Source organism: Rhizobium terrae (assembly GCF_003425685.1).
GTDB lineage: Bacteria > Pseudomonadota > Alphaproteobacteria > Rhizobiales > Rhizobiaceae > Neorhizobium > Neorhizobium terrae.
The window spans coordinates 153,202-177,708 of the sequence record NZ_QJKM01000014.1 but is presented as its reverse complement, the minus strand read 5'-3'; the positions used below and the strand labels follow the sequence as shown (position 1 = coordinate 177,708).

The 24,507-nt window shown below is 61.5% G+C and carries 7 protein-coding genes; 6 read left to right on the top strand and 1 reads right to left on the bottom strand.

Annotated elements, in window-relative coordinates:
* Positions 1 to 108: 108 nt before the first annotated feature.
* The 5 genes from DMO26_RS24530 to DMO26_RS24510 all read left to right on the top strand — a co-directional run bounded on the left by DMO26_RS24530 (position 109) and on the right by DMO26_RS24510 (position 23,425).
* Positions 109 to 17,529 carry a T1SS-143 repeat domain-containing protein gene (locus DMO26_RS24530; RefSeq protein WP_117194795.1) on the top strand — a complete coding sequence of 5,807 codons (17,421 nt, stop codon included), beginning with the start codon at positions 109 to 111 and terminating at the stop codon, positions 17,527 to 17,529.
* 414 nt (positions 17,530 to 17,943) lie between these two features.
* The gene (locus DMO26_RS24525) at positions 17,944 to 19,299 is read left to right on the top strand and encodes a TolC family outer membrane protein (protein ID WP_117194794.1); all 1,356 of its coding nucleotides are present in this window, start codon (positions 17,944 to 17,946) and stop codon (positions 19,297 to 19,299) included.
* A gap of 21 nt (positions 19,300 to 19,320) precedes the next feature.
* Positions 19,321 to 21,474, top strand: coding sequence for a type I secretion system permease/ATPase (locus tag DMO26_RS24520; RefSeq protein WP_117194793.1), 2,154 nt, complete (start codon positions 19,321 to 19,323; stop codon positions 21,472 to 21,474).
* Positions 21,471 to 22,763 (top strand): HlyD family type I secretion periplasmic adaptor subunit, encoded by a 1,293-nt coding sequence (locus DMO26_RS24515; RefSeq protein ID WP_117194792.1) that lies wholly within the window; start codon positions 21,471 to 21,473, stop codon positions 22,761 to 22,763. The genes DMO26_RS24520 and DMO26_RS24515 overlap by 4 nt, the downstream gene beginning before the upstream one ends.
* A gap of 11 nt (positions 22,764 to 22,774) precedes the next feature.
* The gene (locus tag DMO26_RS24510; RefSeq protein WP_117194791.1) at positions 22,775 to 23,425 is read left to right on the top strand and encodes a ribbon-helix-helix domain-containing protein; all 651 of its coding nucleotides are present in this window, start codon (positions 22,775 to 22,777) and stop codon (positions 23,423 to 23,425) included.
* Between the two features lie 36 nt (positions 23,426 to 23,461).
* Here DMO26_RS24510 and DMO26_RS34525 read toward each other — a convergent pair whose 3' ends face one another.
* On the bottom strand, positions 23,462 to 23,998 hold the full coding sequence (locus DMO26_RS34525) for a transglutaminase-like cysteine peptidase (protein WP_226951410.1): 537 nt from the start codon (positions 23,996 to 23,998) through the stop codon (positions 23,462 to 23,464).
* Here DMO26_RS34525 and DMO26_RS34520 point away from each other — a divergent pair.
* Positions 23,979 to 24,467, top strand: coding sequence for a hypothetical protein (locus DMO26_RS34520; protein ID WP_226951409.1), 489 nt, complete (start codon positions 23,979 to 23,981; stop codon positions 24,465 to 24,467). The two genes, DMO26_RS34525 and DMO26_RS34520, sit on opposite strands and share 20 nt — an antisense overlap.
* Positions 24,468 to 24,507: the final 40 nt, after the last annotated feature.

Genomic DNA, 24,507 nt, shown 5'->3' with positions numbered 1-24,507 from the left:
AGATTTTATTTCGCCGAACATAACCGGCTATATCCCAAAGGTTAACGAAGTCTTGCTTCCCCTCCGGCGGCGGCGTTGATTGCGCCCAGTTACGCTGGGGGTAAAGTCATGTCTGTCGAAGAACCGCGCCTGTTCAATATTTCGGAAGAAAACCGACAGGAAGAATTCTATTCCGATATTTCGGAGGAAGTCGCGCGTTCTCTGCCGCTGCAGGAGCAGATCGAGCTCGCCCAGGCGGGAGGCAATCAGGCTCCCACGACAGGCCGGCTTCCTCCCAATCCCGTCACTCCGCCGGTGCCGGGGACGACCGTCGTCGAGCCAGATTCGAACAATGTCGCGCATCTGGCGGCGAACGTATCGATCGACGAAATCCGGATCGACGGTGCCAATCTGATCTTGGTCCAGGCCGATGGCACGGAAATCGTCATCGTCAATGGCGCAACCAAGGTACCGACGATCCTGATCGGCGAGGTGGAACTGCAGCAGCAGGTGTTCCTTGCCGCGCTCGAAGACAACGGCATCAATGTTGCCGCCGGTCCCGACGGTTCCTATTCCGCCTCGGCGCGTCCGAGCAGTTCGGGCGGTGAGTTCGACACGATTCAGCAAAGTCAGAACGGGCCGATCCGGCTCGCATCGCTGCTCGGAGATTCCGATTTTGGCGACGGCTCGCAGGGCGATAATGCGGGGATCGCCGACGACGTGCCGGTCGGGTTCGACATGTCGCAGGCGTTTCGTCTGGTCGAGTCGGCGCTCGGTTCCGGCGCGTTCGAAAACGAGACGATCACCGGCGTGCTGGAATTCGATCCGGGTACCGAATACGGAACGGTGTCGTCGGTCGCCTTCGTCAACGCCCTGAACCTCGCGGAAGGAACGTCCGACGGCTCGATCGTCTCGCTGACCTCCGGTGGGGTGCCGGTCGTCCTTCAGGCCCTCGCGGTCGGCGGCACGCCGGATGCTCCCGTGCTGACGCTGATCGCTACCGCGAACGGCGTGCCGGTCTTCACGCTGACGGTCACCAACGTCATGACAGGCGACTTCACCTTCACGCAATTCCAGCCTCTCGATCATACCGACCGGGGCGAAATCGGCGCCAATGATATTCTGCGACTGAATTTCGAATTCACCGTAGCGGATCTCGATGGAGACCCGTCTACCGCGACATTCATGATCGACATCGGCGACGACGGCCCGGTCGCAGGTTCGGGCACGGCGTCGACGGTCGAGGACGAGGCGGTCAATGGCGGGAACAACGAGGCCGACGGTCTGTCGGCCTCGGTGCAGAATATTTCGCTGAACATCACCTGGGGCGCTGATTCCGCCAACGACGGCAACGGCCAGCCCGGCGACCGCTCGGTCGCCTTCACCAATGCCAATATCGTCGTTTCCGGTGCCTACGGCACGACCTTGACCTCATCAGGCCAGCTGATTTCGACAACTGTACTGCCGGACGGTACCTTGGTCGGTTACACCGGATCGGCTGCGCCAACCGCCGCGACCGGAGAAGGCGCCGCCAGCGTGGTCTTCTATGCCACGGTTTCGGACGCGAACAACGGCGAATACTCCTTCACGCTGGTGAAGCCGCTCGATCACGCCGCGGGCTTTGGCGAGAATACGCTGACGCTGACGTTTGGCTATACGGCGACGGACGCGGATGGAGACACGTCTTCGAACACATTCGCCGTCAGCATCGTCGACGATGCGCCGGTCGCCACGGGCGGTGCCGCCTCGACGGTCGAGGATGAGGCGGTCAATGCCGGCAACGACGAGGCCGACGGCCTGACCGCTTCGGTGCAAAATATTTCGCTGAACATCAACTGGGGCGCCGATTCCGCCAACGACGGCAACGGCCAGCCGGGTGACCGCTCGGTTGCCTTCACAAACGCCAATGTCGGTATTTCCGGGGCTTTCGACACGGTTCTGACCTCTTCGGGACAGGCTGTTTCGACCGTCGTGCTATCGGACGGCACGCTGGTCGGTTATACCGGATCGGTTGCGCCGACCGCCGCGACCGGCGCCAACGTGGTGTTCTACGCAAGGCTTTCGGACGCCAATAACGGCGAATACTCTTTTACGCTGGTAAAGCCGCTCGATCATGTCGCGGGTTCCGGCGAAAACACGCTGGCGCTGACATTCGGCTATACCGCGGCGGACGCGGATGGCGACACGTCTTCGAATACGTTCACTGTCAGCATCGTCGATGATGCGCCGGTGGCGGGTCAGCCGGCAGAACTTGCGGGTGTCGACGAAGACGATCTTGTGGGCGGCAACGATGTGGCAAAGGAAACCCTGGCCGGTTCGGCGGATCTGGGGATATTTTGGGGATCCGACAATGTGAAGGCGGGCGATGCTGGCGTGGTTCTGCATCGGACGCTCGCGTTCAACGGATTGACGGCTGCGCTGGCCGAGCTGACTTCGGACGGCGTTGCGCTCCAGGTCGGCACGGTGACTGGCCTGCCGAACGGCGGCCAGACGGTGACCGTCTACAAGGGTGATCCGGCCAATGGCGAGGCGGTCTTCACGATCATCCTCGACCCGAGCTTGGCCGGCGGAAGAGCGACCTTCGAACTCCAGGGAAATTTGGACCATCGCATCGACGGCGAAGCCGTCGGTCAGTTGACGCTAAATTTCGGTTACACCGCCACGGATGCGGACGGTGACAGCATCGATGGCAACTTTTCGATCATCGTCACCGACGATGCCCCGGCTTGGGCGGAGGCCGAGGAAGGGGTTCTTGACGAGGCCGGCCTGGTTTCCGAAACCGAGGAGGGTGCCTCAGACAACGCCTCCGGCTCGCTTGAAATCTCCTGGGGATCCGACGACAACAATCCGACCGGCGAAGCCGGATCGAGCGACCGCTCGGTCGTCTTCCACAATATCGTCGAAGGTGCCGTCGTCACCTATGGTGACGGTGCGGCGCTGACATCCGACGGTCAGCCCGTTCGCTACCATCTCTCGGACGACGGGCGCACGCTGACCGGTTACACGGGCGAGAACATCGATGGCGGCACCGTCATCTTCACGGTTACGCTCGATGACGGCGGCATCGACGGCAAGGGTGCCTACGACTTCACCCTGCTGCGTACGTTCGACGGCGCCCAGAGCGATGAAGGCACGGTCGAGCTGGACTTTGCCTTCCAGGCGACCGATTCCGATGGCGACAGCATCACGGGATCATTCGGCATATCCGTAATTGACGGCAAGCCGAGTCAAGGAGAAGCGACGAACGGCAGCCTCACCGAGGATGACATCTCCACATATGATGCCACCGACGCAACGCCGGAGGCCGACACGACGAAAACGGCAACAGCCTCGCTCGGCATCAATTGGGGCAGCGACGACGACATTCGCGGCAAGGGCGACACCGTCGGCCGTACCGTCCATTTCGTGGCGGAGGGCGGCAACGTCGCCGCCGGTACCTATGCGAGTTCCGGCACGGTCGGCCTGTCGATCTCCGGCGCCTCGCTTTCCTCCGGCGGCGTCCCCCTCGTCTATGTCGTCACGGACACGGTCGGCGGCGGCCAAATCGTAAGTGCCTACAAGGGCACCACGTCCGGCGAAATGATCTTTCAGGTCGCGCTCGATCCGACAGCGGCGAAGGGCAGCTACACGTTCGAGCTCATGGGCGAACTCGACCATGACTCCGGCTCCGACGCGGCCGGGTTGACATTCCGCTTCCGCGGCACGGATGCGGACGGGGACAATGCGGATGTCGGCCAGTTCACGGTTGAAATCGCCGACGACGCGCCGGTGCGGGGAACGGCCGGTGCTGCCGCCCTCGCCGAGGACGACATTTCCGCCTATTCCCAGACGGATGCGACCGAAGCGGACAGGACCGTGACGGAAGCGATCTCGCTCGGCATTTCCTGGGGTGCCGATGACGACATCCGCAGCGGAGAGGACGGTTTCGGGCGCACGGTCGGTTTTGCCAATACCAAGGGCGTGGTCGCCTCGGCCGTTTCCGGCTCGGCTGACGTATCCGCCTTCGGGCTCGACATCACGGGCGCGACGTTGACCTCTGGCGGCAATGCGCTGACCTACACACTGACGGCCGGCGCCAATGGCGGTCAGACGCTGACGGCCTATATCGAAGGGACCGAAGCCAAGGTCTTCCAGATCGTCCTCGATCCGACGTCCACGAATGGTTCCTACACGCTCGAGATCTTCAGGGAACTCGACCATTCGGCGAATTCCGATTCTGCGACCCTGTCGTTCCGTTTCCGCGCCACCGACGCGGATGGCGACCAGGCCGAAGTCGGCACGGCGACGGTGACGATTGCCGACGATGGGCTCGTCATCGGCACGCCGCAGTTTGGCCGGGTCGACGAAGACGGTTTCCCCCGGCTTGAATCGGGCGGTGGAAATCCCGGCCCGATCTTCGGCGGCGGCGACACGCTCCTGGTGGCGACGGTCACGACGCGCAGCCTCGACATCTCCTGGGGCGCGGATGATTCCAACGATGTGATCGACGGCGGCGTAACCGGCGATCCGGTCGTGGGCGACCGTTCGGTCGTCTTCGGCGAGAATGCGGTTCCGACGGCCCTGACGTCGAACGGTTTCGCCATCGTTTACGAAGTCAGTGAGGACGGCACGGAACTGACGGCCTACCGTTTCCAGGATGGCCGCTATTACGACGCCAATGGCTGGCCCATCGGAAACAAAGCAAGGGAGGGCGATAGCGAAGGGCCTATCGCCAAGGAAGCGGCGGCCGTCTTCAAAATCACGCTTTCGGATGAGGGGGCAGGCTCCTACACGTTCACGCTGATCGACAATATCGACCAGGCGCGGGGCAAGGCGGAAAACAATACCCGTCTCGATTTCGACTTCGTTGCGCGGGATGCCGACGGCGATTCTGTCACGAACAGCTTCACCGTCTCGATCGACGACGATACGCCGGTGCTCGGCCTGTTCCCCAGCCTGGGCGGTGTCGACGAAGACGATCTCGGCAAGGAAGGCGATGTCACGAGCAGGTCGCTCAACATCTTCTGGGGTGCCGACCGCGCCAATGCGATGGCCGATGGCGGTTTTTCCGAAGCGGATGGCGACCGCTTCGTCGTGTTCGGCCGCAATTCCGCGCCGCGCGGCCTGACTTCGAATGGTATTTCGATCCGCTACGAGGTCAGCGAGAATGGCACGCTACTTACTGCCTACCGTTATCAAGACGGCCATTATTTCGACGCTCAGGGCAATGATCTCGGCACAGAGAAGACGGGGGCCGCGGTCTTCACCGTGTCCCTTTCGGACCAGGGCTCCGGTTCCTTCACATTCACGCTGATCGACAATCTCGACCACGACGGCTTCGCTCAGGGCGGCATCATTCCGCTCGGCTTCGACTTCAAGGCGGTCGACGGCGACGGGGATAGCGTCGGCGGAAGCTTCTACGTGACGATCGACGACGATACGCCGTGGCTTTCCGGCGCCGCCGGCTCATCGGTGGACGAGGATGGACTTTCGAGCATCGGCGACTGGGAGACCTATCCCGCCTCCGAAGGAACGGGCAGCGACCTCGAGGGCGCATCGACGAGCACGGGTGCCGTCAGCCTTAGCATCAACTGGGGCGCCGATGCCGACCTCAAGTCCGAATATGTGGATGATGAGCGCCCGAACCACGACGACCCGATCGGCCGCGAGGTGGCCTTCGTCCGCGCCGGCAAGCAGGTGGCCGAAATCGGCATCGGCAGGATCAGCGACACCAAGGTGGAAACCTATCTCGGCGAGACCTTCGCGGGCCTCAAGTCGGACGGGGTGCCGCTCGACTACCGTATCGACTATCTGCGCGATGCTTCCGGAAACTGGAATGGCGGCTATGTTCTGACTGCCTACAAGGGCGGCACGAATGCAAATGTAGCCGAGAACCAGGTCTTCAAGGTCACGCTCGACCCGACTACTGCGCATGGCAGCTATACGTTCGATCTCATCGGCAATCTTGATCACGACGGGACGGATGCCGAAGACGACATCACACTGACTTTCCACTTTCGTGCGACCGACTCCGACGGCGATTCGACCGGCCGCAGTTCGTTCAGCGTGACAATCGACGATGACGCACCTGTCGCGGACATCGCCTACGACGAGGATGCCTCTCTCGTCTCCGACGAGGCCTATGGGGTCCAGGACGATACCGACGACGTGACGAGCGGCATCCCGGAAGCGTTTTATATGCTCGGAGGCAAGCCGTTCAACTGGTCGCAGCAGGCGGAGATGGTTTCCATCGCCGGCGCCGGCTATGGCGCGGATGGCGCGGGTTCCCTGGCGCTTGCATTGACGACGGCCGAGGGTGCCGCGTTCAACGGCGAGGATTCAGGCGTCCGGGCGCTCGACGGCTCGACCGTAGCTCTCTACACCGACGGCAATTTCGTATTCGGCAAGGCCGGTACGACCGTCGTCTTTGCGCTGATGATCGACGACGACGGCACCGTGACCCTGGCGCAATACCATGCGGTCCAACACGCCGATGCGGAGGATCCGAACGACGCGGTCACCGTGGATGGGATTTACGTGACGCTGACGATCTCGGATCGGGAAAACGATACGACGCATGCCACGACCTCGGCTGCCCTGAACATCAGGATCGTCGACGACGCGCCGGTGGTTCACGAGGAGCAGGCCCGCATCACTGTCGATGAAGACGGACTTTCGACCGGCAACGATGCCTACGACGTTTACGACGGCGATGCCGAGGCAAGCTATGCCGTGGCAAACGGCCAACTCAACTACAATTTGGGTGTCGACGGGCTTGCCGGCGAGGCAACCAACATCGTCTTCGATATCGAAAGCCTGGAAGACCTGGGGCTGAGGTCGTTCGGCAAGAGCCTAGCTTACGGTTGGGACAACGACACCAATACCTTGACCGCCTTGGCCGGCGAGGACGGACCGGTCGTTTTCACGCTACAGGTGACGGATGTCACCAACGGTGCGTTCACGTTCACGCTCGAGCGGCCGCTTGACCATGATACGAGCGACGGGGCGAATACCGAAGACGACATCGATATCGATTTCCGGTTCACCATCGAGGATGGCGACGGGGACCGGGCAAGCGGCTCGGTGACCGTGACGATTGACGACGATGCGCCTTTCATCGACGGCCCGGAAAACGAGACCGTCGATGAAGCCAATCTCCCCTACACCCTGCTAGGCCCCGGAAACGACGAAGCGAATCCGGATTCGGCGACATCCGTCGTCCGGCGCGGCGACCTCGGCATTCGATGGGGTGCAGACGATCGGGACGCCCATCGCGGTCCGGATGTCTCGGTCCGTTTCGGGGAGAACGAGGTTCCGGCGGGCCTGACCTCGAACGGTGATGCCGTTCACTATGAAGTCGTCGGCAATACCCTGGTCGCCTATGCCGGCAGCGGGCTCGACACGCGTCTCGTCTTTACGGTCTCGCTGGACGACGATGGTACCGGGCAATATGCGTTCCGGCTGCTAGGCAATATCGATCACAAGGGGGACGATGCCGGCTCGAAGACGCTCAGTTTCAACTTCATCGCCGAAGACTCCGACAACGACGAGGCGGCAGGCAGCTTCAGCGTCGAGATCGTCGACGGCGGCCCCTCGATCGGCGCGGTCGAGAACGAGATCGTCAAGGAAAGCAATCTGCCGGCGGATCTGATCGATCTCGTCCTCATAGACACGGATTATTCAGCCATCCAGCTTGGCAACCTCGCGATCGACTGGGGTGCGGACGCCAGCAATTCCGGTTCCGCCAACCGCTCCGTGACGTTCGACGGTGCACTGGACGGCGCCAATTCCGGCCTGACCCATGATGGCGACGCGATCATCTATTCGTTGTCGAACGGTGGAACCGTCCTGTCCGGCATGGCCGGCAATACGGAAGTATTCCGCGTCACGCTTTCGGATCTGTTCGACGGTTCGTACACCTTTGTCCTCTACGACAATATCGACCACAGCAAGGGTATCGATCTCCAGGCCACGTTGAATTTCGGCTTCGTCGCAAAGGACAGTGACGGCGACGAGGATGCGAGCTCGTTCTCTGTCACCATCGTCGACGGCACACCGGAAGCCGGTTCGCCGGGGCGCCAGACGGTCGAAGAGCAGAGCGGCAGCCCCGCGGTCAGCAACGTATCGCTCGGCATCGACTGGAAGAGCGACAACAACAACGGCGGCGCGCAAAATCGTTCGGTCTCCTTTGCTGCTTCCGCGCCGAGCAGCATCACCAATGCCGCGGGGCATTCGGTCGCACTCTATTCCGACGGCCGGGCTCTGTCCTATGCTCTGATCACCGGAATGCTGGTCGCCTATGTCGGCGACGAAGAGCATAATACCGATACCGCCAACTGGGTCTTCAGCGTGGCGCTGGCGGACAGCAACAGCGGCCGGTACACGTTCACCCTCTTCCAGACGCTCGACCATCAGGCTCCCAGCGGCACCAGTTCATATGTCGATCTGCGTTTCCTCTATACCGCGGCAGACAGCGACGGCGACAGCGACGGGGCGGGCTTCACCGTCCGGGTCGACGCGGCCGGCAGCATCTCCAACGGCGGCAGCACCATCAGTTATTCTGGTATCGAATCCGGGATATTCGTCAATCTCGGTAACGATTCCGTCACGGTGAACGGGCAGACCGTCGCCGGCGATACCGCGACCGACATAGGCACCGTCGCCGACAAGGTGCTCGGCCGCGACGAAGTGGATGGGGTCATCAATATCACCGGCGGCGCGGGCAGCGACGTGCTGGTCGGCGGCAGCGAGGGCAATACGATCCGCGGCGGCGCGGGCAGCGATACGATCATCGGCGGTCTTGGCGACGACACTCTCGAAGGTGGGGCGGGCAACGACCTGTTCATCCACAATGTGGGTGACGGTGCCGACCGGATCGATGGCGGTCGGGAAACCTTCAACACCTGGCCCAATTACGACGTGCTGCGTGTCACAGGTGATGCCCAGGCGCGGACATTCGATATCGGCCGCATCACCGGCGGTTCGCAGATCAATGCCGGTGCGGGAGATGCGACCGACATCACTGTGGCCTATAGCGGCGCCAATGGCGCGACGATCCGCGCCGACGAAATCGAGGGCATCGAGATCGTGGCAGGCACCGGCGCGATCACGGTCAATGTCGGCGATCTGACCAACACCGCCGTCCTGCCTGCGACCATCCATATCACCGGCAGCAACTCGGCGACCGGGGATGTGGTCAATGCCGGCGGCGTGACCGCTACGAACCCGGTTTCCGTGGTGTTCGACGGCAATGACGGCAACGACACCTTCACCGGCGGCGCCGGCAATGACGTTGCACGCGGCGGCAGCGGCAACGATACATTAACGGGCGGGGCGGGTGCCGACACGATCGAAGGCGGTGCGGGCAGCGACATCATCAATCTCGGCGCCGACAAGACCTATGGGGCTGGCATCAACCATTCCTTCACGGTCGCGGGCAACGTTGCGCTTTCGACGAGCGCTTCAGGCCTTGCAGGAACATCCGATTCGATCGACGGCGGCGGTGATGCGGGAGACATCCTCTATCTGAACACCGGCAACCAAGGCTTCCTGCTGGACGGCAACCAGACGACGATCAAGGGCATGGAGCGTATCGTCGGTTCGGGCGGAAATGACGTCATCATCATGAAGGATGATTATGTCAGCGACGAATTCGCGGGCCGCACGACGATCCAGGGCGGCGGTGGCGACGACATTCTGATCGGCGGTGCGGCCAACGACGTGATCGAGGGTGGCGAGGGCAATGACCGCCTGGCCGGCGCGAAGGGCGCAGATATCATCAAGGGCGGGACCGGCAAGGACGTTCTCTGGGGCGGCCAGGCGTCCGACAGCCTCTACGGCAATGATACGAGCAATACGGGTGCGGACCTGAATGCGACGGCCGGCGAGGAGGACAGAGCCTCCTATGCGGGTTCGGCGAATAATTACCGGGTTTTCTGGGATCCGGAATTCGGTAAAGCCGATGCCTATCCCGGCATCGGTATCTGGCGTGTCGAGGCTCTGAGCGGCGCGCCGGAATATATGAGCGGCGGGCCGGTCTCCAACACGGACAATCTCTACGGCATCGAGAAGATCGCGTTCCTTGACGGTACCACGCTGGATCTGCTCGCGCCGGTGCGCGTGTTCAACGGTACGGCGCTTGTCGGAACCTACCGGTCGATCCAGGCCGCCAACGATGCGGCATCGACCCTTGCGGGCTACCGGATAGAGCTTTCCGGCACCGTGACCAGCAGTGCAACGATCAACAAGGAAGATCTGACAGTCGTCGGCGGAGCCGAGGATGCGGGCATCACACTGACGCTGAGCGGCGTCCAGAAGATCACGCTGGCCGGCGATGCGCCGATCAACGTCGTGGGTGATGGTTTTTCAAATGCCGTACAGGGCAACGATGGCAGCAACCAGATCTCCGGCGGCGTCGCGGACGACGTCCTGAAGGGCGGAGCCGGCAACGACGTCTTCCTCTATACGGCCGGTGACGGCGCAGATATCATCGACGGCGGAAGCGAGACGGGGGATACCAACCCGAATTACGACATCCTCCGGGTTTCCGGAGACAACGTGGCTCGCACGTTCACCGTGGCGAAGGAGGCGGCCGGAACAGACATCGTACCCGGTACCGGCAGCAATTCGACGGATATCCGGGTTTCCTACACCGGCGCGAACGGCGCGGTCGTGCGCGTGGATGAGATCGAACGCTTGGAGGTGAATCTCGGCAATGCCGGCGATACGCTCGTTCTCGGCGATCTTGCCGGCACGGCGATCGCTCCCTCGACCGTCACGATCAATGGTGGTCTTGGCAACGACACGATCGACCTGAGACGCTTTGCCGGCACGAAGGTCGTCATCACGGATGCCGACGGGATCGATGCTGGTGATCAGGACACGCTGAAGCTTGCCGGCCGCTGGAGAGACTACGACATCTCCCAGGCCGAGGACGGCACGTTTACGCTGCAGCGAAACGGCGCCGTCATCGCCACGGCGAAGAACATCGAACAGTTCTTTTTCGCGGGTGAAATTGGCGGAACCGTTTCCGCACAGGATCTCCTCAACGATGCGCCGGTTGCGGCAAAGGATACGAATGCTGCCGATCCGGTTATCGAAGCCGGCGGCGGTGTGATACCGGTTCCCGGAGATAGCTCGGCCGCCGGCCGCGTGCTCGACAATGACGCCGATGCCGACCAATTCGATGAACTGCTGGTCACCAGCATTAAATTCGGCAGCGGCACCGCGACAGCCGTGACGGTTGCCGGCGTGCAGATCGAGGGCACTTACGGCACGCTCACCATCCATGCGGATGGCAGCTACCGCTACGACCTCGACAACAGCCGCGCGGCGACGCAAAAACTGGCTGCGAACACTCAGCAGACGGAGGTCTTCACCTACGAAATCTCCGATGTGCACGGGCGCAAATCCACGGCAGAGCTCGACATAGCCGTCCAGGGTACCAACGACGCTCCGGTGCTGAGCGGTACGATCGAAGCGGTTACGATGCCTGAGGATACGGTGCTCGCGGTCACGCTCGCGCAGTTCCAAAACTGGATGGCGACGCTGGTCGAGGATGCCGAAACGGCCGACGAAAACCTGAGCTACAAGATCGTCATCGGCAATAATACGGTGGTTTTCGATGGGTTGGGCTCCGCTTTCCCGAGCGATGGCGTCTCCTTTACGCCTCCGCAGAATTTCAGCGGCACGCTGACCGGCACCCTGAAGGTCTCCGACGGCACCGGCGCTGCATCCAAGACTTTCAGCATCGTCGTCACGCCGGATGCGGATGCGCCGGCGGTCAACTTCGAGCATTCGGGAGAACTTACCGCTCTTGGTGACGAAACCACCGTGAATTCGACGATCGCCGGTGGCCAGCGTCTTCCGGTCGTTGCAGCGCTGGAAAACGGGGGCCATGTCGTGGTCTGGCAGTCCTTCGACCAGGACGGCAGTCTGGAGACCATCGTTGCCCAGCGTTTCGACGGGAACGGTAATCCGCTCGGTTCCGAGACGATCGTCAATGCGACGACCGGCGATTCGCAGGTCCAGCCATCCGTCGCGGCGACTACGGACGGCGGCTACGTGGTGATCTGGCAATCGTCCGGCAACGGCTTCGACCTCTACGGCCAGCGTTTTCATGCGGACGGCAGCCGCAACGGAGAGCAGTTCTCTATCTCGGGTGACGGTGACCAGCATCAGGTAACGGTGACCGCACTGGACAATGGCGGGTTCGTTGTGAGTTTCACGGCCTGGGATGGTGACGCAGGTACCTGTGTCTTTGCCCAGGTCTATAACTCGGAGGGCGGCGGCAGTATGCCGTTCCTCGTGAATACGTTTGTTAATGGAACGCAAGGCGCTCCGTCCATCGCGTCGGTAGGTGACGGCTTCGTCGTCGTCTGGAATTCGTTTGGCCAGGATCAGGCATTCAGCCAGGGCGTCTATGGCCAGCGCTATACGGCGAACGGCAGGCCGATCGACGGCGAGTTCAGGGTGAATGTCACTACGGCGGGCTTCGAGCACAATGCGGTGGTCACCGGCCTTCCGAACGGCGGCTTTGTCGTAACGTGGATGGCCAAGGGCCTTTCCGACGTCGATGGCTACGATGTATTTGCACGCGTCTTCGACGCGAACGGCCAAGGCGGCAGCGAATTCCAGGTCAATACCGGCTCGGAGAACGACCAGGACTTCCCATCGGTCGCGGCCCTGCCGGATGGCGGCTTCCTGATCACCTGGACGTCCTTTGCGCAGGATGCAGCCGGAACGGACGGGATTTACGGCCAGCGCTTCGACAGCAACGGCGTCAAGGTGGGCAATGAATTCCTGATCAACAGTGATCCCGCCGGCGATCAGACCATCGAGACGGCACAGGGTGGCGACACGGCGATCGCCGTGACGAAGGAAGGCAATGTCGTCGTCATCTGGACCGAAGGCAATGCCAATGCCGGCGGTGAGTCGGCGCAGAGTGTGCCGGGTGAGATCGAGCAACGCATCTTCACCCTGTCGCCCTTCGGCACCGAGGACATGCCGGTTTCGCTGTCGATTTCCGTGGCGCTCACGGATACCGATGGCTCGGAGAGCCTCACCCGGATCGTTCTCTCCGGTTTTCCCGAGAATGGGGGCACGCTATCTGCGGGTGTCAAACAGCCGGATGGCAGCTGGGTGCTGACGCCTGCCCAGCTCGGCAATCTCACATATGCGCCGCCCAAGGACTGGAGCGGCAGCTTTACGCTGAAGGTTGCGGCAACAAGCACCGAAACCGCCAATGGCGATACGGCCACCACGACCGCGACCCAGGTGATCGACATCAGGCCGGTCGCCGACGGCGCAATCGTTTCTCTCGACCCGGTCGTCAATGTCGGCGACAGCGATGCCAGCGTCACGATACCCGTCGCCATTTCCCTGAGCGACAGTTCGGAATCGGTCACCTCGATCAGGCTTTCCGGCTTCCCGGCCGGTGCGACCTTCTCCGTCGGTCATGCGGCCGGCGCGACATGGGTCATCGACACTCCGGCGGATATCGCCGGCCTGGCGTCGATCACCATGACGCCGCCGGGCGGGTATTCCGGCACGTTCACGTTGTCGATGACCGTCGACGTCACCGACACCGCCGTTCTCTCGACGGGCTCGCTCAGCGACCTGGCAAGCACAACCGCCACCGCTAACGTCACCATCGCCGCGGGCAACGCGGCACCGGTCGCGGGCCACGATACGCTGGCGAGTGTCCTGGAAGACAGTGGCGTACGGGTGATCAGCATCGCCTCGCTGCTCGACAACGACAGTATCGGCCCCGGCGACAGCGGACAGACGCTGACGATCACCGCGATCGATCACGTGGTTGGTGGCACAGCGACGATCGTCGACAGGGATATCTACTTCGCGCCCGATGCGAATTTCAACGGCACGGCCTCGTTCGACTACACCGTCATCGACAACGGCCGGACCAACGGCGCCGACGATTTCAAGACGGATATCGGTCACGTCTCTTTCGAAGTCACGCCGGTCAATGATCTGCCGCTCGCGGTTATCGACTCGGGTACCATGACCGAGGACGTCGGCAGCGCGATCTTCAGCGTGCTCGCCAACGACACCATGGATTCCGACGCCGGCGCGTCGAACGCGATTTCTGTCGGTACGAGGGTTGTCGGAGCAAACCAGTACGGGATCGACGGCTCGGATGTCATGGTCTCGCTGGCCAGCGACAACAAGATCGCGGTCACGCTGGTCGGTTCGGACTGGCAGAAGCTGACGAGCACGGCAAGCGTCACCGTGACAGTCAACTACACTCTGCTCGGGAACAATCTTGACAGTTCTTCCAGTCAGCTTCGAGTGACCGTCAACGGCGTCAACGACGCGCCAGTTCTGGCAACGACCGCGAGCCTGGCAATGTCCATGGCGGAAGATGCGGCTGCGCCGGTGTCCGGCACGGTCGGCACGCTGGTATCGTCCTTCGTGGACCTGGCGTCGGCGGCCGGCGGGCTCGACAATGTCAGCGATGTCGACAGCTTCATCATCGGTATCGCGATCACTGCGTTGAATACGACGAATGGCAGCTGGTACTGGTCTCCCAATGGCGGAACGAACTGGATCACCGCCGGGGCCGTGTCGAACAGCAACGCCTTGCTGCTCTATTCGAACTACCAGCTCTATTTCAGGCCGAATGCCGGCTACAACGGCGCGATCGCGGACGCGATCACCTTCCGTGCCTGGGATCACACCGGCACGCCGGGTCAATATGTCGACACCACCGCCAACGGCGGCACGACCGGCTTCTCGACGGCGACCGATACCGTTTCGCTCACGGTGACACCGGTGAACGATGCGCCTGTCGCGGTTGACGACATGCTGTCGAGCGTCGCCGAAGACAGCGGCGTGCGGGTGATCGACTTCGCCTCGCTGCTCGACAACGACAGTATCGGCCCAGGCGACAGCGGCCAGACGCTGACGATCACCTCCGTCTCTGCCGTAACCGGCGGCACGGTGGAGATCGTCGGGGCGGATATCCGTTTCACGCCCGATGCGAACTTCAACGGCACGGCCTCGTTCGACTACACTGTCAGCGACAACGGCCAGACCAATGGGCTGGATGACTTCAAGACCAATGTGGGCCGCGTGTCTTTCCAGGTTACGCCGGTCAACGACATACCGGTTGCCCGCTTCGACACTGGTTCGATGGTCGAAAATGGGCCGAGCCAGATCTTCGATGTGCTGGCCAACGATACCAAGGATGTGGATGCCGGCGCGCCGAACAATATTTCGATCGGTACTGTCACCATCGGTTCGAATTCTTACGGCCTCGATGCGGACGATCTTCTGGTGGAAGTCACCGGCGACAACAAGATCCAAGTCACCCTCGTCGGGACGGACTGGGATAAACTCAGCAACGGCGCCATGCTGGCCGCTACCGTCCGATACACCCTGCACGGCGACCAGTCGGACGTATCCTCCAACCAACTCGCCCTCTCGATCACCGGCGTCAACGATACGCCGGTTCTCGTGACAACAGCCATCCCCAGCATGTTCGTGGCGGAGGATGCGGCCACTCCGGTTTCGGGCACGACCGGAACGCCCGTTTCCAGCTTTGTCGATCTCTCTTCGGCCGCCGGCGGACTCGACAACGTCAACGACGACAGTTTCGTCGTCGGGATGGCGATCACGGGGCTGAACGGAACGAACGGCACTTGGTACTGGTCTGCCAACGGGGGAGGAAGCTGGACCGCCTTCGGAGCGGTGTCCGCCAGCAACGCCTTGCTGTTGGGCGCGGACTACCAGCTCTATTTCAAGCCGAACGCCAATTATTTCGGCACGATCGAGGACGCCATCACCTTCCGCGCCTGGGATCCCTCTTTCGGCGGCGTGCCGGCGGGCAACTACGTCAATCTAAGCGGCGGATTGCAATCGATCTCGACGGCGACCGATACCGTTTCGCTTACGGTGACACCGGTGAACGATGCGCCGCAGATTAGCGGGCTTGCCTCTCAGTCGATTGTAGCAAACACCGCTGGAGCACTCATCGACACGTTCGTCGTATCGGACATCGACACGACGAGCGGCATCACTTTCCGCGTCCTGAAAGGTGGTGTGGAAGATAGCCGGTTCGAGGTGGTGGCCTCCGGGGCTCCGGACGGTTCTCCGGGGACCTACGAACTTCGGCTGAAAGCCGGACATAGCCTCGATTTCGAGACCGAGAATTCGGACGGCAATCCGACGATCGGTCTCACCGTCGAAGCCGACGACCACGGTACAGGAAACAGCCTGGCCTCCGCTCCGGTCACCGTGACGGTGACGGATATCAACGAGGCCGGATACCGTGTGGCGGCCAGCGACACGATCTCGCTGGTTCCTGCCGGTTGGAACTGGTTCGCGGATAACGGCCATATTTATCAGACGGTGACATCGAGCACGCTTTGGCAGGCCGCTCTGCAAAACGCCGATGCAGCGCTGGGCGGGGCCGGCTATCTCGCGACGGTCACCAGTGCGGCGGAATGGAGTTTCATCCTAAGCCATTCCACCAACGTCGATCGCATCAGCCTCGGCGGTTCCGACAGCGCGGAATTTTCAAGTCTCAACTCCGCCATCAGGGAAGGCACCTGGGCCTGGGTGACGGGTCCGGAAGCCGGTACGGTCTTCTGGTCGTCGGGGAGTGCCGTCGGAGGAGCGTTCACGGATTGGGGAAGCGGAAATCCCAACAATCTTTCCGGGGAGCCGCGGGCCGAAAACTATCTGGCGACGGATCTGCAGCGTCACTGGAACGACATCTCGGAGAACAACAGCCTTGTGGGAGCCGTCGGTTACGTCATCGAAGCCGGTGCGCCGGGGGCGACTTACGCGGCCATCAACGAGGACGCCGTATTCACCTTCTCGGCCAATTGGCTGCTTGCCAACGACACCGGCTCACCGACATCCCTGGCTCTGGTTTCGGGAACGACCAGCGCCCTCGCGCACATCACTTACGATGCCGGAACGGGGCTCATCACCTATGATCCGACGGGTTCGGCGACGCTGCAGGCGCTCGCCGGAGGCGCTACGTTCAACGATACCTTCTCCTATACGATCGACGATGGTCACGGAGGTCTTTCGACAGCGACGGTGACGCTGACGGTTGCCGGCGTTGACGAAGCGCCATCGGCCAATTTCGTCGCCAGCGATACGGAGAGCCTCTTCATGGCGGAATTCCAGCCGATGTCGGGCGACGGGCCGGATCACGTCCTGATCGGCACCGACGGGGACGATATCCTCGCTGGTCTGCCGGGCATGACGGAAATGACCGGCGGTAAAGGGGCCGATACTTTCGTGCTCGATCCCTCGGCGCTGAACGAACTGGACATGGCCGACGTCATCACCGACTACAAGTTCGGCGAAGGCGATGCGCTGGATGTGTCGAACCTTCTTGACCAATTGCTCGGTCATCCGGCGAGGATCGAGGACGTGGCAGCGAACGTGCGTTCGACGATAACCGGCAGCGATACGACAATCGGCATCCAGATGTCCTCAGGCGTCTGGCAGGATGTCGCCGTCCTTCAGAATCACACGGAAGCGATCAAAATCCTGTTCGACGAACAGAAACATTCCACCGATATTTCGCATGCGTAAGCAGACGGTTGCCAAAGGGAAAGGCGCCCAGGCGCCTTCCTTGTACGGAGATGCGGGCGGATAATGTGACAGGCTGTTGTGTCTTGGCGGATACACAAGCGGTAAATGTGTACCCGCCTTGCCGGCCGCAGCGGTCGGCGACTATCGCCGCTTCTTCTGATGTGCCTTAATTTTCGGTTAAGAAACAAATAGATGTAGGTCATAATATCAGAATTAACCGTAGATATTCGAAGCAGACTTGGGACAGAATTTCAAAAATGGTATTTGCTTTTCAGCGAAATCCGGTCCGTATATGACTCGGCGCTGGAATTTGATCGGCGGGGGGGCGTCAAGTTGTTTAAGAACAAAAGAATATTTGGCGCCATTTCGGCTTTGGTACTGTCAGGGCTTGTATTTGTCTCGCCGGCAGAGGCGATGACGCTTGACGAGGCTGTCGCCAAAACTCTGACGACCAACCCGCAGATCATGCAAGCCGTGAAAAATCGCGAAGCCGTCGAGTTTGAACTAAGGCAGGCGCGGGGACTTTATCTTCCTTCGATAGATCTCGAAGCGGGTGTCGGCCGAAGAAGACTTTCCAACAGCAGTACCGGTACGCTGAGCCGCAATTACGAAACCTTCTCACCGACCGATGCCGGCCTGACGATTACTCAGACGTTGTTTGACGGCGGCAATCGTCGCGCCCAGGTCGATCAGCAGGCGTCGAGGGTGGACGGTGCGTCCTTTCGTGTCGTCGAGCGCTCGGAGTCGCTCGGTCTTCAAGTCACCCAGGATTACCTGGAATACATCCTGCAATCGAAGATCGTTGCGATCGCCCAGCAGAACGTCGCCTTCCACAATCAGATACTCGGAGACATCGGCGAGAGCATTCGCGGCGGCGCGTTGACGGATGCCGACAGGCTGCAAGGCCGGGAGCGGCTGGAGGCTGCCCGGGCACGCCTGCGGGAAGCCCAGGAAGAGTTCGAACTTACCAAGATCCGCTTCCTGAAGACGGTGGGCGAGCCGATCGGTACAGTCAAGATGCCGGCATCTCTCGCCCGCCACATTCCGAAGACGTTGAACGACGCGATCGTGATCGCCAAGTCCAACAGCCCGCAGATTCACGCGGCGGACGCCGATGTCGACGCAGCCGATGCCGGCGTTCGCGGCGCCCGCTCGAGCTATCTGCCCAAGGTCGATCTTCAGGGCACGGCCCAGATCGGCGACGATATCAATGCCGATCAGGGAAAGACCACCGACCTGCAGGTTCGCGTCGTTGCGCGCTGGAATCTCTATCGCGGCGGCATAGACCAGGCGCGCGAGCAGGAGCAGATCCGTCGCGCCAGCGAACAGCGCTACAATCTGGCAGAGGTTCATCGCGAGGTGGAGGAATCCGTGCGTTCCGCCTGGAACGAGCGGAACAGCAGGGGAGAGCTGTCGTCCATCCTCGGGCGGCAGTCCTCGACCAATGCCAGCCTGGTCGGCTCGTACCGTGAGCAGTTCAAGGTCAACCAGCGCTCGCTTCTCGATGTGCTCGACGCCCAGAATACCCGGTTCAACACCAGCATTCTTGCCGAGACCGCACGGTTCGCCGCTCTGTTTGCCGAATACAAGATCCTGGCAGCTTCGGGAACTCTGCTTCAGTCGATGAAGCTCAAGCCCGTCGGCCAGGCACAGACTTATGCCCGAAATGAGTTCGCGGTCCCGGGAGGCGTCAAGAATCCTGGTTATGTCGAGCTTGACTCGCGTCAAAAGGCTGACATGCCCATGGATCTCCTGGCGCCCATCCGATAGCGGCGGATCGGCTAGGATAAGATGCTCAACGTCAAGCTCGACCCCGCAGCCACAACGCCGTTCCAGACGTTCAAGACAGCGTTCAGGTCCGTTGCCGGTTTCTACGGCCGGCCTGCTTCGGACATCGTGCTCTTTTCCGGACTGCCGGACGAGATATCCGAATCCCTCGAGCTGGATGATGTCGAGCATCTTGCGCAGCGCATCGGCCTGGAAGTCATTCGCCGCACGGACCGCGAATGCCGGGAAGGCAATTTCGACTGTCCCGCGATCATCGTCTTCGAAAACGGCGGCGTCCTGCCTTTGCTCGAAGAGGATGCGGACGGGAACTACGTCATCGATGTGACCGCGGTTTCCGGCAGCCGTCAAAAGCTGGCGCGGCAGGATATCGCTGCGCTGAAACCGCGTTTCGGCTTTGCCTTCACGCTTTATTATCAGAATGCATCGGATGATGCGCGGGTCGGTGCGGCAACCGAGATCGAGCGCCGTCACTGGCTGATGCGGGCACTGGTTCCCTACTGGCGAACCTATCTGCGTGTCGTCATGGCCGCGTTGTTCATCAACATCATCGCCCTGGCCTCGCCGCTCTTCACCATGAACGTGTATGACCGGGTTCTGCCGAACAAGGCATTTCCGACGCTCTGGGTGCTTGCCATCGGTATCACGCTTGCTTACGTGTTCGATTTCCTGCTGAAGACTGCGCGGTCATCGCTGATCGATTATGCGGGACGTAACGCGGACCTGCGTCTTTCGCAGATGATTTTCGACAAGGTCCTGAACGCCACGATGGCGTCGCGGCCAATGTCGACCGGCGAATATGCCAACCGTGTGACGCAGTACGAATTCGTTCGGGAGTTCTTCACGTCGAATACGATCGGGCTTCTGATCGATACGGCGTTCGTCTTCATCTTTCTGGTCGTCATCTACGCGATCTCGGGCTGGCTTGTGGTCATTCCCGCGATCGCACTTCTACTCTCCGTCCTGATCGGCCTCCATGCCCAGGCAAAGATCGGTCACCGCATGGCAGCCGCGACCAACGAGGCGTCGCGGCGCCAGGCGCTTCTGGTCGAAACGATTTCCACCATCGAGACGCTGAAATCGCTTCGTGCCGAAGCCGGAATGCTGCGCCGCTGGCAGGAACTGATGAAACTTTCGAGCCGTACGAGCGAGGACATCAAGCATATATCCTCCAATGCGGTGAACCTGACCAACTTCGTCCAGCAGATGGTGAGCGTGCTGATCGTCATCGCCGGCACCTACGCGTTTTCCGAAGGCCACCTGGCGATGGGCGCGATCATCGCGACGGTGATGCTGGCAGGTCGTGCAGGGGCGCCTCTCGGGCAGATCGCCATGGCTCTCGCCCGCTTCCGGCAGGCGATGTCTTCGCTCCGGATCCTCGACCAGATCATGCAGCAGCCCGAAGACCGTCCTTCGACGGTGGGTTTCGTGAACCGTCAGATCGCTCATGGCGGGTTCAGCTTCCAAAACGTCTCGTTCCAATATCCTGGCTCGGACTACCGGGTCATCAATCAGCTGTCGCTGACCGTCGCTCCGGGAGAGCGGGTCGGCATTATCGGGCGTATCGGGTCCGGCAAGACGACGCTCGGGCGCCTTCTCGACGGCCTGTTCCTGCCGAGCGAGGGCCGGGTGCTGATCGACGGCGTGGATATTCGTCAATATCACATGGCGGAGGTTCGCGCCGCCGTCGCCATTGCGGGGCAGTCCTCTGACCTGTTTTCAGGCACGGTCAAGGAGAACCTGCTGATCGGCCGGGCCGACGCGACGGACGAGGAATTGCTGGATGTGGCGCGCATGACCGGCGTCGAAGAGTTCGTCGCCAATCATCCGCGCGGTTTCGACATGCCGGTCGGCGAGCGCGGCAACAATCTCTCGGCCGGTCAGAGGCAGGCGCTGGCGATCGCTCGCCTGCTGTTGACCAAGCCGAAGATCGTTTTCCTCGACGAACCGTCGGGCGCCATGGACCTGGCCAGCGAGCGTCATCTCCTCAGCAAGCTTTCGACCGCATTCAGCCGCGACACCACATTGATCATCGCGACCCACCGTTACAGCATGCTGGACCTGGTGGACCGGCTCGTCGTCATCGACAAGGGGCGCATCATCGCGGACGGACCGAAGGCAACGGTGATCGAGGCGATGCAGAAGGGAGGGAAGCCGTGAGCCGGAATATTCACGACAATCCGCCTTTCTTCGCACGGATCCTCGTCGGTCTCGTCGCGGCCTGCATGGTGACGTTCATCGCCTGGGCGGCGATCGCGGAAATCGACGAGATTGCCCGCGGCGAGGGCAAGGTCATCCCGGTCTCAAAGACGCAGATCATCCAGTCGTCGGAAGCGGGCATCGTCCAGGAAATCGCGGTCCAGGTGGGGCAGATCGTGCGCAAGGGCGATCTGATCGTACAGCTCAACAATACCACGACCGAGTCCACGCTGGGGGAATCGGTCGCCAAGGCGAGAGCGCTTGGTGCCAAGATAGCCCGTCTGCAGATGGAGGAGAAAGGCGAATACGATCAGCCGTTCGCTTGTCCGCAGGAGGTGATGGCCGTCGCGAAGAATGTCTGCGACAACGAGGAGCGCCTGTTTGCGGTGAACCGCGAGAGCTACCAGAACAAGCTCAACGTACTCCGGGAGCGCGTGAAACAGCGTCAGAACGAGCTCAGCGAGGCGAATGCCAATATCGAGCGTCTGCAGAAGAATATCGCCGCGTCGACGAAGCAGCACGACCTTTACGGTCCCCTGGCTCAAAAAGGGCTGGTCGCGCAGACCCAGCTTCTGACGGTCGAAAGCCAGTTGACGGACCAGCAGGGCCAATTGAAGGTCTATCAGGAGAGCCTGGAGCGGCTCCGGGGCGCCGTAGCGGAGGCGAAGCTGCAGGTCGGCGAAATTTCGCTGGCGATCCGGCAACAGGCCCTGACCGACAAGGCCCAGGCGCTTTCCGAGCTCTCGGTCATCGACGAAACCATCCGGGGCGCCTCCGACCGCGTCAAGCGGACGGACATCCGTTCGCCGGTCGACGGCATCGTCAACACGCTGGAAGTCAATACCATCGGCGCCTATGTCGATCCGGGCCGTGTCGTTGCGGGCATTGTGCCGACCGCCGATACGCTGCTGATCGAGGCGCGGATATCGCCTCGCGATGTCGCATTCGTCCGCCGTGGGCAGCCGGCGATCGTCAAGATCACGGCTTACGATTTTGCCATATTCGGCGGCCTCGAAGGCGAGGTGACCAATGTCTCGGCCGACAGCATCGTGGAGAAGGAAAAGGGCGAAACCTATTACCTCGTCCAGGTCAAGACGGGCAAATCCGAGCTGGAGCGCGACGGCAAGGCTTATCCGATCATTCCGGGCATGATCGCGTCCGCAGAGATCATGACGGGCCGCAAGACAGTCCTCAGCTATCTCATGAAGCCGATCAACCGGGCGCGCTCCGACGCGCTGACCGAGCGTTGAGGGGCGGGCGGATGAAACCGGACCCTCTTCCGATCTCTATCGTTGAACCGGCGGGCGAGCCGCTCCCGGCGATCGCCAAGGACGAAGTCGAACCGCGATTTCGCGCAGTCGTCGCCCGCAACGGCGAGCGGCGGGGTATCCGGTTGGAGAGGATCTACTGGGAGGGGCTTGGCCGCATGTCCGCATCGGGCAAAGTGACCACCGGCGACCTCGTCCAATATGCCGCGACCCAGCTTCCCGAGGGCGGCAATCTCACGTCGCTGCTACGTGTGCTGAGCCTCAAATGGGCGCTCGGGCGACTGGCGACCGTCGAGGACATTTCCTCGTTCGAGAATCTCAACGCGCTCGTCCAGGCGTCGCCTTCGCCGACGATCGTGCTCACCCGCGACAAGCGGATCCGGCTGTTCAACGAGCCGTTTCTCACCATGCTGCGGCAACGGCTGGTGTCCGAAGACACATCGCAGCTTCTGAGGAGTTTGAAATTCTCGATCGAGACCCAGATCGACGATGCAATGGAGACACTGCAGCTCCATCGCGGCAAGACCCTGAATACGGGCTTTGCGATTTCATGGGGCCGGCAGGTCCTTAAAGGGCAGATCAATCTGGCGCTGGCGCCGGCGCATGAGAAGCCGATGCTGATCGGTTATGTCTCGCGGTACTGATATCTGTCCCTTCACGGACGGCATTGGCTGAAGGCGTCAAAAGCTCGCGCCCTCACCGGGTGCGATCTTTTCGAGCGGCATGGCCGATGCGAGGGATTGGCCCTTGCGGCGCGAGCCATGCAGGAAGCCCTTGCCGCCCCTGATCGAATAGAGCGGCTGGTAGTCGGGAAGCTGGGTGTCCTCAAGGACTTGGTTGCGCATGTTGTCGAGGATGAAATACCTGCCGCCAACTTCGACGGAAAGGACCGCGTGGTAGAAGCGGCGTTTCTGGTCGAACAGGATGACGATGGACATGCTACCGGGATCGACGCCTTCGGCGCGCAGGGCCGCCATCTTGAGGATGGCGAAGTCCTCGCAGTCGCCCTGCTGCAGGGCGAGCGTTTCCTGCGGAGTGCTCCACCGGTCAGCGTCCTGATCGGCGCGATAACGGATGGACTGGTTGACCGCCGCATTCACCGCGTTGAGCTTGTCGCGAATGGACGATTGCGAAGTCTTCGCACTTACGAGACGGATGGCGGCTGCGGTCTGGATGCAGGTCCTGCCGCTGCAGGTAATGGCGGAACCGTTTTCCATCTGCTCGATGGCTGAGGCCAGTTTTCTGAGCGCGCCGAGACGCTTTATCGGAATGGCAACGGTATCGAATACCGCGCCGCCAGGTGCGGGGGCCGTGCGGATCGACGCAGAAGGGTCGGCGGGCCGCAACGCGACCTCGACCAAGTTCTGTGGCTTCGGTGCAGGCGAAGCAAGGGTGGTTTGGAAACTTGCAAAGATTGAGGATTTCGTCACGACCCTCAAACCGTCTGCCGACAGGGCGGCAAACAGCGGGAGCGGCTGGGGAAAATATCTCAGGACGGGGCTTTCCAGGATTGAGGTCTTCATTTCAGTATTGATCTGCGGTTTCGGGACCAGGAAAGGTGCTGAATGCGCAGCAGAAGAAATCGCCGAAAAAAACATGGCGCCAAAGAACATGGCTTTCATTTTGTTGTTGTTATTTCCCATGTCTGGTCTCCCATATTACGGGAAGACTAGCAAATGGACCTGAATTTCCAGTTTTTATATATGAATAAGCTTCGGATAAATTC